Raw genomic sequence first — 17,496 nt, 5'->3', positions numbered from 1 at the left:
ACAAATTTGTATCACCTTGTATCATAATAGTTATATTTTCTCAATTATGAGAATTTTATTGTTTCAACATTTGAGAAACTTTTATTCTTTTAACATCAATTTCAAATTTTTTTATGCGTCTATAAAGAGAGGCTCTACTAATTCCAAGTCTTTTAGCTGCCTTCTCCACATTTCCATTAGTTTTATCTAGTATATCTTTTATATTTTTACATTCTAACTGTTCCAAGGAAGTTTCTCTATTATGAGAATTATTGAGATTATTTGACATATTTTTCTCATTATCGTAAATAAAATCATCTCCAGCTATAATATTACTGTTACACAAATAAAATGCTCTTTCTATATAGTTTTGAAGTTCTCTTATATTTCCTGGCCAGTTATATTCCACAAGCTTTTGCAAAAACTCTGCACTCATGTATTTCTTTTGATCTGGATATCTTTCATTAAAATGATTTAGAAATTTTTCAGCACAATAACAAATATCATCTGGTCTCTCTCTTAATGGCGGAATATCTAGTTTCAATACATTAAATCTAAAATATAAATCTTGTCTAAATCTTTTTTTCTCAACCTCTAATCTTAAATTTCTATTTGTCGCAACTATTATTCTAATATCTAATTCTTTTTCATAATTTGCACCTAATCTTTGTACTCTATGCATTTGCACTATTCTTAACAACTTAGCTTGAAATTCAAGTGGCATTTCACCAATTTCATCTAAAAATATAGTACCATGATTAGCTAGCTCAAACTTGCCAGGATTGCCCTCTTTTAAAGCACCTGTAAATGCACCTTTTTCATATCCAAATAATTCACTTTCTACTAAGTCCCTTGGTAAAGATGAACAGTTCACTGCAACAAAAGGTCCATTAAATCTATTGCTGGCATTATGTATTGATTGAGCAAATAACTCTTTTCCTGTGCCACTTTCTCCTTCTATAAGTATACAACCATCATACCTTGCATACTTTTTTGCTAGCTGAACTATCTTTTTCATATTTGGGTCTGTAAAATATATATCATCAAATGTATAAGTGGCACGATTTCCTGTAACCTTGTTTACTGTTTTTAATAAATGTTCTAACTTTTTTAATGCTATAGAATATCCTGTTACTTTTCCATCAGTAATTATTGTAGATACATGAACACTGCAATTCAAAATTTTATCATTTAAATTAATCCTACATTCATTAAAAGTCTTTGATTTTCTAGTGTTCCACGAAGCAACATTATCCCAATCAATATCATTTATAATTTTTCTAAAATCTAATGTATTAAGTTCATTTAAATTTTCTTCTAAAATTTTTTCTCCTGATTTATTCATCCAAATACTTTTGAAAAACTTATCTAATAAAATTATTCCATCTGAACTTCCGTCTAAAGCTGTTTTCATTATTTCAAAACTATGCTTTTGTCTAATTTCTTTCTCAATTGCAAAGGCTGCAGCAACTACTATTCCCAAAGAGTGTGAATACACATCTCTTGCATCACCTGATACATCTATACATCCTACTATTTCTCCATTTATTCCGTGAATTGGTGTGGCGGAGCAAGTCCATCCATGTTGCACTTCACAGTAATGCTGTGCACCTGCCATTTGTATAGCAACATCTTGATCTAGAGCTACTCCTATAGCATTACTCCCAACTATTTCATCTGTCCATAATTGTCCCGGTTCCAATTTCAAATCTTTTGCTTTTTTATTTATAGTTTCATCACCCATTGTTTCTATAATATATCCACAACTATCAGTTAAAACAAGTAAAAAATGTGAGTCTTTTACTATTTGTAGTAGATTATTCATTATTGGTATTGCAATGTCAAGCAGCCATTTATTTTCTTCTTTTATACTTTTAAACACTTCTTCGTCTACAATTTTACCTCTTCCACCATAAGGGTCAACCTTATTATTCTTACATTTTCTCCATGAAATGGCCACATTCTTCTGTACAGACTTATCTATTTTATTATGATTAATGAATAATTCCCAGTTTTTTCTCATCGCTGCCAGATCCATAAATATATCCCCCTCTCCTTTGATTAAATCGACTTATTAAATATAAATTTAATCAATATGTGATTTGACTGATTATAAATGTTTCTGCTAATGATTATTTTCTATAGATATATTCATTACTCCTTTTATAATATACTTCATAAATTATTTATTTAGGTAAATATAGGTCCAAAAATATATGAAAAGCCTGCTTTACTAATAAATAGTATTGCAGGCTTTTTTAATTTTTATTATTTTCTTTACTCCCATTTAAGGCACTTATCTTTAATAAATTTTTTGTTTTCTTTGGTAAAATCTATACTTCCTGAAACGCAAATAACTCTGTCTTTATATCTAAGTAGATACCCATTCTTTTCTTTATTGTCTTTATAAACTTTTATAGCACCCCAGTCCTTATCTTTTACTTCAACATAATCATGATACTTATAAAATTTTAAATAAGAATTGAAAATCTTATCTAATACCCATTCATATTTACTTTTACAAATTTCATAATCAAAATATTCTTTACTAGGGTCAGAAACATAGTCATAAAATTCAACATTATTAAATTCATCATAGTAATATTTATAATTACTAGCAAGGAAAGATTCTGATCTTGCATAATATAAATTAGTATTTTTTATTTTAATATGTTCAAAATCATTTATACTCATAATTACTGGCTTATTGGGGTCACGCACATAATTTACCATATTTTTTCCAGTCAGAATAATATTTATAGACAAAAATAACCCCACTGCAAATGTGATAGTACCTAATACTTTTCTTACTTTCTTATACTTTGATAATGTTATGCTTATAAATTTAATAATAAAAATGATAAGTAAAAATGTAAGAATAGACATATATATATAAGCTAAATTGTTTATCTCATCACCTATTAAATTTAAAATCAGAAGGATACACATACTTAGACCAACATTCTCATAAGCATTCTTTATTTTAAAAGATTTATATGAAATATACTTTATATTTTCTCCTAACTTGAAGGCTTTTTTAGATTTAAAATACCATATTCCATCTCTTATTGTTTGGAATATTAAAAAAAATACTATTAATAATAAAACCATCATTACAAATAAACTATTATTGTCTGATATTTCACTGAAAAACAAATAACCTTTTTGAAATATAGAATTATATACCAACATAGTAACCAGAAAAATATAATAAATCATATTTATCAATATGGATTTTCGCACTTTCTTTATTACTATTTCTTCATCAGTTTGTATAGGTGTTGTGTTTTCATCTTCGGTATAAAATACAAAATATTTGCCAAAAGTTGAACATAAATATGTCCATCCCCCTGCTTCACAGTATTCTATATATTCCCGTTCAGAACCAATTTTAATATTATCAGTAAAGTTATCAACTGCAAATTTGTACTTAGCTGGTGGTGATTTTTTAAAGATAAAAAGTCCGCACCTTATGTCAGATAACATCCACCCTTCTAATGCTTTTTCTTCTAAATATTCTTCTATAGCTTTACACTCATGTTCTCTAAAGAACAATAATTCAACAAGCATATTTTTACTTATTCTCATGATTTCCTCCCATATACTTTGCCCCTTCATCTACCATGGATTTAAGTCGCATGTATTCTTTATTTAAAGCTTCATATCCTTCCTGGGTTATTATATAACTTCTCTTCCTTCCATCTACTGCTGTTTCTCTTATTAAACCAGAATTTTCAAACTTGCCAAGTAGGGCGTATAAAGTTCCTGGTCCTACTGATATTCTACCTTCAGATATGTGCTCAACTTTTTTCATAATGTCTACACCACAACATTCATTTGTTAAGGCTAGTAATACATAATACATGGGTTCTGATAGTGTCTGAAGTTGCTTTCTAGCCATTTTTAAAACCTCCCAATTATTTAATTTTAAATATGTTAATTTATAATTATTTTAATAATTTTTCCTAAATAAAAAATTGCTGCCAATATAATTAATACTGTACCTAAAATTGTATCTAAATCAGTAAAACTTCCTATTAAAATTATTATTAATATCGAAAGCGTTATTACTACAAGATCAAAATATGCCGTCTTTATTTTGAATTCTTTAAGAGTTGGGTATTTTATATCTTCTTTTAGTTTGATACATTTACTAGACTTTAAATACCATAAACCTGTTCTTATAAGATCCACAACTGGCAATATAAGAAATATGACAGAAACCATTATAAGTAATAAATATCCCTCTCCATATGATTCTATGTTGTTGCCCCAATTAGGTACAAAAGCATCATATACAGTAGAACCTATTAAATAAATACAACATAGAAATGTAAATAAATTTACTAGCATTGATTTACGTACATTTTTTAATACCATTTCTTCGTCCGTATGTATAGGAGTTATATTTTCTTCTTCACTGGAAAATATCAAATATTTATCAGTTTCACATATATACTTCCACCCACTGGCTTCACAATACTCTCTGTACTCACCGGTTTTTAGATCAGTAAATATATCTACAGTATATTTGATTTTGACAGGCTCTCCTTTTTTAAATACAAAAAATCCAGCATTTCTATCTTCTAAGATCCATCCCTCTAGGGCTTTTTCTTCTAAATACTCTTCTAAGGCCTTGCATTCATTTTCTTTAAATAAAGCTAATTTAATAAATGTATCTTTGTTTATTTTCATAACATGCCTCCCCTTTTTTAGATTTATGAATTTTTAAATTTAGTTATTATAATATCGAGTGTCGATAATAATTTGTAAAAAAATATGTAATTTGTATATTTACTTAAAGATTAACATCGAGTATCGATATTGTCAATAAATTCCATTATTATAATATTAGGCTATATTAGACCTGATTGTTGATTTAGGACACAAAAGGGGCTGTCTTAATGGACAACCTTATTTTACTAACTTTCTAATTTCAACAATCAACTAACTATTAATATCATAATCTAAATGGGTTTTTCAATGTTATTAAACCCATATCCCATAAATGCTGTTATAAGACATCCTATTCCTACTACTAAAAGTATCCACCACGCCCATTTGGGAGTAGTGTTATTCTTCTGAAATCTATTATTCTTTAAAATAGAATAATAGTCAGTACACGAATTCCATATTCCATTAAAAATACACCATAATCCAATTATTACTCTTAGAACTATTCCAATATAATATATTACTGTACCATTAGTTATTACAAATGGTATAAAAAATAATATTAACATTACTGCAATAGTTGGTATGTTAACTAAAGTATTTAGTTTTTTAGCCTCCTCTTTTCCCATTTAATCCCCTCCTTTTTAATGAAAATATTCATCTCAATATACAAGTAGTTATTAGTGTATATATTATAATATTCACTATGTACCAAATTTACAATTATTTTTAACAAATTGTAATGGTTATATAAATTTAATTTCTCTACCTTTTACATTTACATCTATATTTAGATTATCATTAACTTAGACATTAAATCAACATAATTATCTAACACAGCCTAATATTGAATTTATGCTTATTTTTATATAAAGAAATCTCTAGAGATTTATGAAAAGATAAACGTTACCATTGTGATTATAATAAGTCTTGTTAATTTTCCATAAAATAAAAGGCACCTTAAATATTATTATTTAAGATACCTTTTGTTGTTATTTTTCAAAAGTTGCTGCAACTTCTTTTAAAGCTTTTGTTATATCAATATGTTGAGGGCAACTACTTTCACATTTTTTACATTCTATACAATCAGATGCTTTTCCATAAGTTTTTGCATAGTTTCCATAATACATTCCTTGAGTTGAGAAACCTTTATTATCAGATTGTTTTTCTGCATTATAAAGAGCAAAGTAATTTGGTATTGGAATATTTTTAGGACATCCCTCTACACAATATTGACATGCAGTACAAGGTACAGCTATTGATTCATTTATCATTTTTACTGCTTTATTGATAATATTTAATTCTTCTTCATCTAATGGTTGGAAGTTTTTCATATATGATGTATTGTCTAATAATTGCTCCATAGATGACATACCACTTAGTACCATCATTACATTTTCATGACTTGCTGCAAATCTTATTGCCCAAGATGGTACAGACATATCTACGTGATAATCTTTAAATAATTTTTCTACTGATTCAGGTACTTTTGCCAATGTTCCACCTTTTACTGGTTCCATAACGATTACTGGTTTATTGTGCTTTGTAGCTATATCGTAGCATTTTCTAGATTGGATACTTTCATTGTCCCAGTCTATATAGTTTAATTGTAATTGAACAAAATCTACTTCTGGATGAGCTGTTAATATTTCTTCCAATAAGTCTGCTTTGTCGTGGAATGAAAATCCTGCACTTTTTATTTTGCCTTCTTCTTTTTTCTTTTGAACAAATTCAAATACATTAAATTTTTTGGCTATTTCATAATGTGAAACTCCTAAATTATGTATTAGATAATAATCAAAATAGTCTACTCCACATTTTTCTAATTGTTCATTAAATATTCTTTCTAAATCTTCTTCTTTTTTTAGAAACATTGTTGGCATTTTTGTAGCCAGTGTAAAACTTTCCCTAGGATGACGCTTTACTAATGTTTCTCTTATAACTGTTTCACTTGTAAAGTTGTGATACATATATGCTGTATCAAAGTAAGTAAATCCCCTCTCTAAAAATGTATCTACCATTTTATTTACTTCTTCGTAGTTCACAGTTGTTGGATCTTCCATATTTGTTACGGGTAATCTCATATATCCAAATCCTAATTTTTTGCTCATAGTATACTCCTTTTTATAAACATATTTTTAGTAAATTTTTCATTTTCTCATATTTATATCCTAACACTTGGAGTTAACTCTAAGTCAACTGTTTTTAGTAGATTTTTATTTTAGTATTTTAAAGTAATACGCATAAGAAGTAAAAATTAGGAGGCTATGCTCCCACTTTAAATTAACCTTATATTAAAATTAAAAAATTCTATTTTTACTTATATCTATCCTTTAATTCTTTATACATACCTAGAAATTCCTTTATTAAAATATAAAATGATACAATAATAATTATAAAAATTCCAATTATTAAAGCAATGGATATAAGTACGTTTAAAGTATCTATAATTATTCATCCTTTCTATAACTATATTTTTTATATGATTACTAATTTAAATTATACATTTTACAATCATCTATTAGACTAAATAATATTCCCCCCAATAAAATATACCCTGCCTAGTAATAACCCAACTGTCCCATGGCATCTGTGTAAGTGGTTCAACTGGATAATCTATCAAATCATATACTGTTTGATCACCTTCTATTGCACCTTCTGGTGGTCGTCTACAACTTTTGTAATCTATCTTTAAAGTTATTGATAGCAAAAGAAGATCTTTTTCCTTTGCAGCAACTCCCATTCTAAATACTGCAAATCTCAAGGCTCCTATTGGTGTTAAAAATATATATGATAGTAATCCTAATACTATAATTATTGGAATTGCTATCTTATACTTAGTTTTCTTTTTCAAAATATTCAACTCCTTATAATTAATTAAATTTTTAATTTTTTATAGGTATTCACCACCACAATAATAGCACAAACTTTCCTACTCATTATATTCCTTACTGAATCGTTAGGTTATTTTCTGTTAATGCATAACAAATATAATACACCTAAAAACAAAAATAGGAGCATCTGCTCCTACTTCAAATTCATATTTATATTAAATTTTATGAAATATGTATTTAAAATTTTAACTAATCTTTTCATATCTTTGCCATCTATTCGGTATCAAATCAAACAAAGGATAAGTTATCATTATCATTAATATTTGCAATTTAATTTGTAGCATGAAGTTGTTTAAAATGATGATATGATTAAATAGAATTATATTTACAATAAAAATAATACCAAAATATATTCCTCTATCTACATTGTGTTTAGGCTCGTATATTGCATTACAATTTGAACATTTCAAATGTCCATTAATAAAAACTTTTAATCTGTCGTAGAATGAAAAGCTACTATTACACTGAGTACATTTTTTTATAAATACGCCCCTTTTTATTTTGTTTTTTAAAAAAGTTGGCTCTAGTAATAATTTGCTTTCTATTATAAAAATTAATATAGCAATAACTAGTGGTAATGTTTTAGGCAAATTTCCAGGTAAACTTGTAAATACAGGTTCCATTAATAAAATCACTCCAAGCAACACTATAACAACCCCAGCATAAGTGAGTAATTCATATCCTTTGATGTATTTTCCATCCTTATAGTTTTTTATAAGAAAATACATTCCTGAAAGAAATATTAAAGTTCCAACAAAAACTATAATCCATAATAGCATCTCAAAATCTCCTTTTCTATAAAGTTATATTTATTTTTTTCTATTTGATGCTGGTAATTCATCATACATAGCATCAAATAGTCTTGTTAAAAATCCCCTACTATCTACGTCATTAACAAGCAACATTTCCTTTGCACCTTCATAAGGTAATTCATAAGAAGCAGTCGGCATAAGTGATTTTGCTGAATCAACAGGTTTTACAAGTAATCTGTCGTCATAAATACCACCTACAATTTTACCACGGTAATAAATAATAAATTCTCCCATCATAGCTCTATATGAAATTTCTTCTAACTCAGATAATTGTTCTAAAATAAAATCCAAATACTCTCTACTTGAAGCCATCTTTGTCCTCCCCCATAAATTTCTATTTATTTATATGATACCAAAAACATTTTCATTTCGCATTATTCATAGGTTTTATTACACAATTAAAAAAGACCTATGGAACATATAACTATACTCCATAGGTCTCAAATGTCGACATAAATCCCCAACATTATCATTATATCTGAAAATTCCGATAAAAAACAGTCTTTTTCTTATGACATTTTTCTTATAACATTAAATAAATAAAGCTTATAAGGAGAGATTGTCATGAAAAAGGGAATTCTTTTATTATCGTCTGTAATTTGTGGAGTGTTTTTTGTATTTAAACTATTTAGTAATAAGAAAGATATGGCAAAAACAAAATAGTATAACTATAAAAAAAGATATAGGATTTAGTATTATACTAATCCTATATCTTTTTAATATATATTTAATAACAACTTAAAATTTTTTATATCTCTAATAGCTAAATGGGAATTTATCAGTCCAAAAATGCTCTAATTTCATTTGCTATCTTTTCATATTCGTAGTTATGGATATAATGACTACAATCCAGTTCAATCATTTTTCCACTAGCACAATTACTAATATACTTTGTTTGAATTTTCCTCCAAGTTTCCTCATTCCACCCTGTTCCATTTCCATTTGAACAAAACATTAAAATTGGTATATTGGGTATTTCGCCATCTGAAACTACTTTTACATTTCCCTTAATATAAGTTACCTCATCTATCATGGTGTCTGTTGCAGTTCTACTATAAAAAACAGCTTTATAGATATCTTTTTCAGTATCAGAAAGTGTCCCAAATTTTACGGCATCACCATTGGCTATTTGTGGAATCATCCTTGTAATACCTACTTTACTAGCAAACTGTCCTAATTTTATAGTCAACATATCTATTTCGTAATTCTCATATGCCTCTGGAACAGCCATATCAAGTCCAATAATTGCACTAACTTCATTAGGGTATTTCTGTGCCCAATACAAAGCTTCTATTCCAGACATAGAATGGGGACATAAGACATAAGGTCCATCTATTCCAGATTTTTGCAAAGCAGCTCGTGTTTCTTCTAATATAGTATCTATATCTCTTTTTTCATTAACTATGTCACTAAAACCATATCCAAATTTTTCTACAACTACTATTTTATACTCATCACTTAATAAGGAATACAAAGACTTAAAATCCAAAATAGGAGAACAGGTTCCTCCTCCAGACATAAAAACAAGGTTTTTTGTGCCTTCGCCTTCAGTATAAATACTCATTTGTTTATTATCAACAGTAACCATTGTCCCCAAGGGCTTCAATAGTTCTTTCTCTTTTTTTGATTGAATACTATGATTTACATAACAGATTAATAATAGTACAACTATAATAATTATTGTAATTCCAATAACCTTCATAACTTTTTTCATTCTCATCTTTTTAATCTTCCTTAAAATTCTTACTATATTTATTTTTTATATAGCATATCTATATGTGGAATATTATCCTCTAAATATTCTTGTGAAACAGCTTTAAATCCAAGACTGCTATAAAAATTAAGTAAGTATGATTGTGCCTGAATTTTTATAGCATCTTCAGCTAAATTATTTTCTATAAATTCAATAGCTTTCAGCATCATTTTTCTTGAAATTCCTTTTCCACGATAACTTTTCTTAACAGCCACTCTTCCTATTGATATTTCATCGTAAGAAACTCCTTTTTCTAAAATTCTCAAGTATGCAACTATTTCTCCATTTTCTTCAGAAAATAAATGATAGGAATTTAAATCTTTATCATCACAGTCTAGATACGGACATTCTTGTTCCACAATAAATACTTCATTTCTTAATGCTAAAATTTTGTATATTTCTTCTACATTAAGTTCATTAAATTTTTTAATCTTCCAATTCATAAAGTTACCTCCATCTACATTCTACTTAAACTCCCTATAAAAAACATATATAAATAAGATCATGTTAATTGGTCTAAAAGTAAAATAAATCTAGTTAATTTAAATTATCTATTTTCTTCAAATGTAATCTCTGAAGAATATTTTTTTCTATTAATTTTTTCAGAGTCTAAACGTAGTTTATAAAAAAACTGTAGCCAATCTGGCTGTATATCTACTTGATCTGCTAATTTTTTAAGTGTTCTTTTACCTATACGCCTATCCATTATAGCAAACATTCTAATGATTGGATTTTCAGATACAATACTTTTTTCAATAGGTAAACCTTTATATTCTCTAATTGCTTCAGTAACATCACAAATATCAAAATCACCATTATTTATTGACATCTCTATGATTTTATCTTCCACTGCTTCGTTTTCTTCATTATATAAATATCCATCACCAGTCCATTCTCTATTTGGCACATCAAGTTCTCCTTTAGTCCTACATTCTAATTTGTAATATCCCTTTACGTAGTATGCAAATGGATTTGCTTTAGCATATTCATTTTTATCAACTCTAACACAAAATCTTCCATAGTCATCATGTGCGTCATGATAATGTGTTAAAAAATAATGAACACGCCCTCTCAAACTTTCACATAAAAACTTTTCTTCTAATTCTTTTTTTAACCCACTCCATGATTTTCCCATATATATCTCCTTCTATAGCTCTCATTTAATTAAATTTTTTTATATATAACAACTCAAATTCTGACCTCATATCAAGTTGTACCAACTATTAATATATTAACATTATTTGTATCTTTCAGTTTACAAAACTTACATAACTTCAATATATATAATATAATAATATAATACTATATTTGGATTAAATAAAAAAACAAATGGATGTCTAAAAAAGGTTAAAGCTATAATAGCAAATATCAAATTTTACACCTATAGTATTAAACAATGCCTTTACTAGTTGCATATATTTATAAAATACTTGAAACTCATAATGCTCATTTTTGAGTGTACCACTGTATTTTTTTTGTGATGAATCAGAAAGACTATCTATAAAGTCAGGTTCCCACACACAATTTAAATGTAATTTTTGTTATAATTAAATTAACAATTGTTATATTTTGTGAAATAAATTATAAAAAATAACTGTACATATATTTGAAATATATAAAGATTTTATAATGTATAGAAGATTGTAAAATTAGATAGACTACATATAGAAAATCTAGCATAATTATGTAAAATAACCGTATAATAGGGGGGCAAGATGAAAAAGATTCTTATGATATCGATTTCTTTCATAATTACTGCTTTGTTTGCAGTAGGATGTAGTAGTAAGGGTGATGTTCAAAAATTTAATATGTATGAGATAGCTTTAAAAGAGGCTAAAAAAATCGCGTCTGAACAGGGTTACACTTTAAAATCAGAAAATTTAACTGAATCGGATATTTTGATAGGGGACTCTGATGTATTTGAACTTATAAAAAATGCAAGTATAGAAGGTGGTTACTCAGAAGAGAATTTTAAATCTGTAACAAAAAATATAAAAGTTGTGGAATATGAGTTAGAAGAAAAGTCTAAATTTAAAGATATGCCAGTTACACTTTGTTTGGTAGTAGACGAAGGAAAAGTCATTGGAGCTTATTTAGATTACTCTGGATATATGCCAAGCATTGCACCTGTAGATTTTAAAGGTAATTTTAAGCAATTATAAAAATATAAAAAATATTAACATTGTAGAACAATATTTATACAATGCGAAGTAAATACTATGATTATTTTATGTGTTCACGAAAACATCTGTTTTGGTGTACACACTATTTGAATGTAATTATTGTTATAATTAAATTAACAATTGTTATATTAATATGAATTAACATATTATATCAAATTTAAGTCATATAAATATTTATATTTGGAGGGGCTAATGTAAAAAAAAAGAAAATTGGAATAGGTTCACTTTCTTTATTACTATTTATTGTTGGTTGTTTATTTAGTTTTACATTTAATTATCTCAGTATAGGAGATAATATCTTAACTTATATTGGTCTAAAAGCATGGTCTAACGGCAATAGCGGAACTCATTATACAATATTTTATTCTCTATTATTTTTTATTCCATCATTAATTTTTGGTTATAAATTTAAGGAGGACTTTGGCTCAAAAGTTGGTAAAATACTGTCTACGATTATGATAACAATGATAATCGTAAATTCGTTATTTTTTACTGCCATTTTCTAAATCACAATTTTAATATAATGCGAAATAAATATTATAATTATTTTATAATTTCGCCAAAACATTTGTTTTGGTGGACACTTTTTTAATAAACATTCTTCTATAATTAAATTAGTCATTAATACAAATTGTAAATAGAAAAGGAGTGATGTAATATGGAATTAACTACTAGTACTACTAATGCATTTGGGATATCTACAAGTTTTATTTATATAGCTGTATGTATAGTGATTATAGGAGGAGGACTTTATTTATATAAAAAACTGAAGTCTAATAAATAAGTCTAATAAATCTCTTTTTTATTGAACAGAATAATACATTCTCAAATTTAATATATTATGAAACAAGGGACAGGACCATGTACTCCTATATTTTCTTATTGTATAAAAAGAGATAAAATCTAGTGGGATAAATTAGTAGAATCTACAATTTTAGCTTTAATTTTGGGGACTATAACTAATCTTATATTTAAAAAGAAATAAACAATTTTAGTAAAATGTCAAATAAATTTCAAAATAATTAATGGCTGATTATTTTACATAAATATAAAAGTGCAATGGTTATATAATATGAAATAAAATGGAGGGAGATAAGATGAATTTTTCAAAATTCAGAAAATTAGATTATATATTATTTTATTTAATTATTTCGGTTATATTTATAATTCAATTATTAGAGTTATCATTAACTCCTGTAATAGGTATATTAATAGGAGCTATAATACCAGCTTTAATTTTAGGCACTATAACTAATTTTATATTTAAAAGGGAGTAAACAATTTTAGTATATTACGAATTAAAAAATCCAATATAAATTTATATATTTACTCTTTTATATTTGTTTGTAAGATTTTTTATATATAAAGACCTTAAACTATCAATAACTTCACTTTCCATATCTTTTTTTCTTATTAAGGTTGCCTTATTAGCATTTAAATAAGTTATAAAATAATCCTTTGACTCAAACACTTCATAAAACTGAGCATATTTAACTTTTATCTCTCCTTCAAATACTTTACTTTTTACTATTAAAAAATCTTCGTAAAAGTCTAATACTTCTTGTGAATTCAATGATCCTGTTTTATCAGTCTTTATTATTCGTTTAAATTTCATTTCAATTTTTAATATAGTAACCAAAATTACTACAATCATTAATATAATCCAATAATATACAAGCCCTATTAAATCAAATTGATTTTCACTGTAAATAATTTGCTATAATTCATGTTTCCCCCCTTTTAGCTTTATTATCTAATAGATTATAATTTAAATGGAAAATATAGTAAATAATTGCACTTGTAAACAAAAAAGTAATTATCACAGTGGTGCCTAGTTATCATAAAAAGGCCCTGGTCCTCGAAGGTTTCCAGAGCTCTAATCATTATAACATATTTAGTTATATTATAAATTATGTTCAATAGTTTATAAATTATTAACAAGTTCTTAATGTAAATTATGATGTTTTTGTAGTTAAATTTTTATTTATTCTATAATTTTCATCTATTACATTATATTTAACTAAAGTATCCAGTATCTCATCTATTTCAATCTGTAGTCTTTCATCTGTATATCCTGATTTTATAAATTTACTTCTTATTTTTTTATAAAACTTATCCTTATTAAAATTATCTTTAGTATATATAAAATTCAACATAGTCTCTGTTAAATCAGTATATTCTAGCTTAAACACACTGTAAATTCTTTTAACATTAGAAATAATATTAATTAAATTATATTTACTTTCTATATCTTCAAAACCATCTATCATTACACGTAGCATGAAGGCAATAAATTCAGTTAAATCAAATCCATTTGTCTCAATAGTTTTCAGATGATTGTAGTATTTAGCTCGTCTATCTGGCAACATATAGGATATTGAGAATAAATTATAATTACTCAGCCCCTTGGATACTAAATAAAGATATGAATATGCTCTGCCAGTTCTTCCATTACCATCTATAAATGGATGTATGTAGACAAAGTAAAAATGTATTACAATTGCACTTATAAGTGGATCTAATGAATTCTTTTTAGCAAAGTCCATCAATGAATTCATATACTTGTCTAGATTATTGTAAGGTAATCCTTCATGAACTATGTCATCTCGTCTGTTTACAATATCAACAGGCTCTTTTCTATAGTCCTTAACTGCTTCATCTAGTATTATTGAATTTAGTTTTAGTATAAACGATTTAGAGTATGGACTTTCTTTGCTTTCTAATCCATATTTTAAAGCTAGATAATTACTATATACAGCTTTTTCATCTTTAGTTGATGGGTTTCGCTTTCCTTCTATAAATTTGGATAATTCTCTTCTAGTTGTAAAATAACCTTCAACTTCACTGGAATATATCGATTCTAGCTCCAATGTCTCTTTTATATCTATACCAGGCTTTACTTCTAGCTTTACCGTGTTTAACATATCCACTAAATTATTTATTTCTATTGTCTGTCTATAATATAATTCTGTATTATCATCAGCGTATAGACCCAATTTATATTCATTCATAACTTGTATCCTTTCATCCATTATATATTAATTACTTATTATATAATTTGATTATACATTTATTTTGGGTAAAATAAAAGCTGGTCTTATGCTAGTTTTATAAATAATCTTATTATCTCTGATTTCATTCTTTTTCCAACTGTTCATATTCTTTTGCTTGATATTCAAGGTACGCAAACTCACAAGTACATTCATAAAGATATTTTTTCTATACATAAATACAATATCTTCACTATCTATCGTATCTAAAAAATTTCTTTCACCAATTAACATATAAATATTTGTTAAACATTTACTGCATCAGTTGCAATACTTCCTATACCTTTACAGGTTGCATAGATTTATAAAATACATGAAACTCATCATGCTCATTTTTAAGTGTGCTACTATATTTCTTCTTTGATAATGTAGAGAGACTATTTATAAAATCCAGCTCCCACACACAATTTACAAGGGTTAACTTTTTAATATCTTTTTCTTTTTTATAACAAGCGTTATATAAGGCAATACTATGCTTTAGCATTTGAAATGCATCATATGTATTAAAGCAAGAATTGTATTGATCTTTGTTAGATGACTAAAACTTTCCAATGACTTGTCTTGCTATCATTGTCAAAAAAGCTAAAAGGGATACACATTTTGTACTGAGACCCAAAAGTTGGACTTTATACTGGAGTGATGTTTCATTCCAGTATTTTTATTTTATGCAGCTTTTAATTCATATTTCATTCTATAATTTACTGGACTATTCCAGTTTAATTTTTCCTTAATTCTTTCATTATTATAATAGTTAATATATTTTTTTATTGCTATTTCTAACTCTTCAAAACTTCTATAGATTTTTCCATAATACATTTCTTGTTTAATTATGCCAAAGAAATTTTCCATGGGAGAATTATCAAGGCATGTTCCTTTTCGAGACATACTTTGAAATATTTTATTATCTTTAAGTATATTTGTATACTGCTTCATTTGATATATCCATCCTTGATCTGAATGAAAAGTTCTTCGATAAGGACAGTCACTTGTAATAATAATAGCTTCATCCAAAGCATAATTTACAGACTTGAAATCTGGCCTTTCTGATAAACTATATGATAAAATTTCACCATTAAACATGTCTAAAAATGGATCTAAATATGCTTTTTTTATAGTTAATCTACCGTTTTTATTAGTTTCATATATTTTAAATTCCGTTGTATCAGTTGTTATCTTTTGATGTGGAATTGATGTATTAAATCTTCTATTAATTCTATTTTTAGCTACTTTTCCAATTGTACCTTTATATGAATTATACTTACGTGATTTATGAGAAAATGATATACACTTAAGCTCCAGTTTTTTCATAAGTCTCCTAACTTTCTTTTGATTAATAACAATACCAGAATTTTTTAATGTAGATGTAATTCGGCGATAGCCATAATTCTTGTCATTATCTTTGAAGATTTTTTTGATTTTTCCTTCAAGTTCTTCATCTGGATTTTCATCTTCAAATCTTTTTTGCCAATACATATATGTTGATTTAGGAAACTTCGTAGCTTCAAGGATAATAGATAATTTAAATTCTTTACGAAGATCATAGATTATTTTTGCTTCGTATTTGTTTTTAACCTTTCTGGAATATTCATCCCTGAAGCACGCAGCTTTTTTAGAAAAGCAAGCTCCGCTTTTAGTAATTCATTTTCACGTTCTAATTCTTGTTCTCTTGTTAGTTTTTCTTCTTTTTTATTTTTATTCATAGGTGGCATTCCTTTCCTTTTAGACAATTCGTCAACACCACCATTTGAAAATTTCTGCATCCATGCTGATACAAGTGTACTATTATTAATTCCGAAATGGTTAGCGACTTCTTGTGCACTATACTTAGTTATAATCATATAGTTTACAACATCAAGTTTAAGTTGTACAGGATAAGAAGTCTGCTTTTTCTTTGTTTTTAATGCATCTTTACCAAGAGACTTATATACACTCACCCATCTTTGAATTTGTGAAATGTTTGGAATTCCATATTGCCTTGCTATTGATTTATACCCACCTTCTCCATTTAAATATGCTGTTACAACTTTTAATTTAAAGTCGTAATTATATTTAACCATAAAAAACACCCCAATCGTTAGAATCTTGGTCCAACAATTGGGGCGCAGTACATTTTTGTGTACCCCTTTCACTTACTTAGTATAATTCAAAAAT

At 26.7% G+C, this 17,496-nt stretch carries 18 protein-coding genes; 3 read left to right on the top strand and 15 right to left on the bottom strand.

Annotated features, from left to right (window positions below):
- Window positions 1-55: 55 nt before the first annotated feature.
- The 12 genes from TVTCOM_RS09355 to TVTCOM_RS09300 all read right to left on the bottom strand — a co-directional run bounded on the left by TVTCOM_RS09355 (window position 56) and on the right by TVTCOM_RS09300 (window position 11,247).
- Window positions 56-2,017 (bottom strand): sigma-54-dependent Fis family transcriptional regulator, encoded by a 1,962-nt coding sequence (locus tag TVTCOM_RS09355; protein WP_434799554.1) that lies wholly within the window; start codon window positions 2,015-2,017, stop codon window positions 56-58.
- A 239-nt stretch (window positions 2,018-2,256) separates the two neighbouring features.
- Window positions 2,257-3,567 carry a DUF2812 domain-containing protein gene (locus TVTCOM_RS09350; RefSeq protein WP_434799553.1) on the bottom strand — a complete coding sequence of 437 codons (1,311 nt, stop codon included), beginning with the start codon at window positions 3,565-3,567 and terminating at the stop codon, window positions 2,257-2,259.
- Window positions 3,554-3,880 (bottom strand): PadR family transcriptional regulator, encoded by a 327-nt coding sequence (locus tag TVTCOM_RS09345; protein ID WP_434799552.1) that lies wholly within the window; start codon window positions 3,878-3,880, stop codon window positions 3,554-3,556. Before TVTCOM_RS09345 ends, TVTCOM_RS09350 begins: the two co-directional genes overlap by 14 nt.
- 35 nt (window positions 3,881-3,915) lie before the next feature.
- Window positions 3,916-4,674: a DUF2812 domain-containing protein gene (locus tag TVTCOM_RS09340; protein ID WP_434799551.1), complete on the bottom strand. Its 759-nt coding sequence runs from the start codon at window positions 4,672-4,674 to the stop codon at window positions 3,916-3,918.
- A gap of 272 nt (window positions 4,675-4,946) precedes the next feature.
- Window positions 4,947-5,282, bottom strand: a complete 336-nt coding sequence (locus TVTCOM_RS09335; RefSeq protein ID WP_434799550.1) for a hypothetical protein — start codon at window positions 5,280-5,282, stop codon at window positions 4,947-4,949.
- 363 nt (window positions 5,283-5,645) lie between these two features.
- The gene (locus TVTCOM_RS09330; protein WP_434799549.1) at window positions 5,646-6,764 is read right to left on the bottom strand and encodes an aldo/keto reductase; all 1,119 of its coding nucleotides are present in this window, start codon (window positions 6,762-6,764) and stop codon (window positions 5,646-5,648) included.
- Window positions 6,765-7,174: 410 nt separating this feature from the next.
- A complete protein-coding gene (locus TVTCOM_RS09325; RefSeq protein ID WP_434799548.1) occupies window positions 7,175-7,507 on the bottom strand; it encodes a hypothetical protein in 333 nt (110 codons plus the stop codon).
- A gap of 225 nt (window positions 7,508-7,732) precedes the next feature.
- The gene (locus TVTCOM_RS09320; protein ID WP_434799547.1) at window positions 7,733-8,326 is read right to left on the bottom strand and encodes a hypothetical protein; all 594 of its coding nucleotides are present in this window, start codon (window positions 8,324-8,326) and stop codon (window positions 7,733-7,735) included.
- 30 nt (window positions 8,327-8,356) lie between these two features.
- Complete coding sequence (locus TVTCOM_RS09315) at window positions 8,357-8,671, bottom strand: TfoX/Sxy family protein (RefSeq protein ID WP_434799546.1); 315 nt, start codon at window positions 8,669-8,671, stop codon at window positions 8,357-8,359.
- 466 nt (window positions 8,672-9,137) lie between these two features.
- Window positions 9,138-10,079 carry an alpha/beta fold hydrolase gene (locus TVTCOM_RS09310; protein ID WP_434799545.1) on the bottom strand — a complete coding sequence of 314 codons (942 nt, stop codon included), beginning with the start codon at window positions 10,077-10,079 and terminating at the stop codon, window positions 9,138-9,140.
- A gap of 32 nt (window positions 10,080-10,111) precedes the next feature.
- Entirely contained in the window at window positions 10,112-10,555 is a 444-nt protein-coding gene (locus TVTCOM_RS09305) for a GNAT family N-acetyltransferase (protein ID WP_434799544.1), read from the bottom strand.
- Window positions 10,556-10,659: 104 nt separating this feature from the next.
- Window positions 10,660-11,247: an SF0329 family protein gene (locus TVTCOM_RS09300; protein WP_434799543.1), complete on the bottom strand. Its 588-nt coding sequence runs from the start codon at window positions 11,245-11,247 to the stop codon at window positions 10,660-10,662.
- A gap of 580 nt (window positions 11,248-11,827) precedes the next feature.
- On the opposite strand from TVTCOM_RS09300, the gene TVTCOM_RS09295 reads away from it, so the two are divergent.
- The 3 genes from TVTCOM_RS09295 to TVTCOM_RS09285 all read left to right on the top strand — a co-directional run bounded on the left by TVTCOM_RS09295 (window position 11,828) and on the right by TVTCOM_RS09285 (window position 13,572).
- Entirely contained in the window at window positions 11,828-12,274 is a 447-nt protein-coding gene (locus tag TVTCOM_RS09295) for a hypothetical protein (RefSeq protein ID WP_434799542.1), read from the top strand.
- Window positions 12,275-12,953: 679 nt separating this feature from the next.
- Entirely contained in the window at window positions 12,954-13,079 is a 126-nt protein-coding gene (locus TVTCOM_RS09290; protein ID WP_434799541.1) for a hypothetical protein, read from the top strand.
- A 313-nt stretch (window positions 13,080-13,392) separates the two neighbouring features.
- Entirely contained in the window at window positions 13,393-13,572 is a 180-nt protein-coding gene (locus TVTCOM_RS09285; protein ID WP_434799540.1) for a hypothetical protein, read from the top strand.
- Window positions 13,573-13,613: 41 nt separating this feature from the next.
- Here TVTCOM_RS09285 and TVTCOM_RS09280 read toward each other — a convergent pair whose 3' ends face one another.
- The 3 genes from TVTCOM_RS09280 to TVTCOM_RS09270 all read right to left on the bottom strand — a co-directional run bounded on the left by TVTCOM_RS09280 (window position 13,614) and on the right by TVTCOM_RS09270 (window position 17,402).
- Window positions 13,614-13,949, bottom strand: coding sequence for a YcxB family protein (locus TVTCOM_RS09280; RefSeq protein WP_434799539.1), 336 nt, complete (start codon window positions 13,947-13,949; stop codon window positions 13,614-13,616).
- Between the two features lie 301 nt (window positions 13,950-14,250).
- A complete protein-coding gene (locus tag TVTCOM_RS09275) occupies window positions 14,251-15,306 on the bottom strand; it encodes a Fic family protein (RefSeq protein ID WP_434799538.1) in 1,056 nt (351 codons plus the stop codon).
- A 702-nt stretch (window positions 15,307-16,008) separates the two neighbouring features.
- Window positions 16,009-17,402 (bottom strand): IS3 family transposase gene (locus tag TVTCOM_RS09270; RefSeq protein WP_434796322.1). Its coding sequence is split into 2 segments (ribosomal slippage): window positions 16,009-16,943 and window positions 16,943-17,402, totalling 1,395 coding nucleotides; the frame shifts between segments, so codons are not numbered across the junction.
- Window positions 17,403-17,496: the final 94 nt, after the last annotated feature.

The organism is Terrisporobacter vanillatitrophus (assembly GCF_051148895.1).
In the GTDB taxonomy this organism is placed as follows: Bacteria; Bacillota; Clostridia; order Peptostreptococcales; family Peptostreptococcaceae; genus Terrisporobacter; species Terrisporobacter vanillatitrophus.
This window is presented reverse-complemented; position numbering and strand designations above follow the sequence as displayed.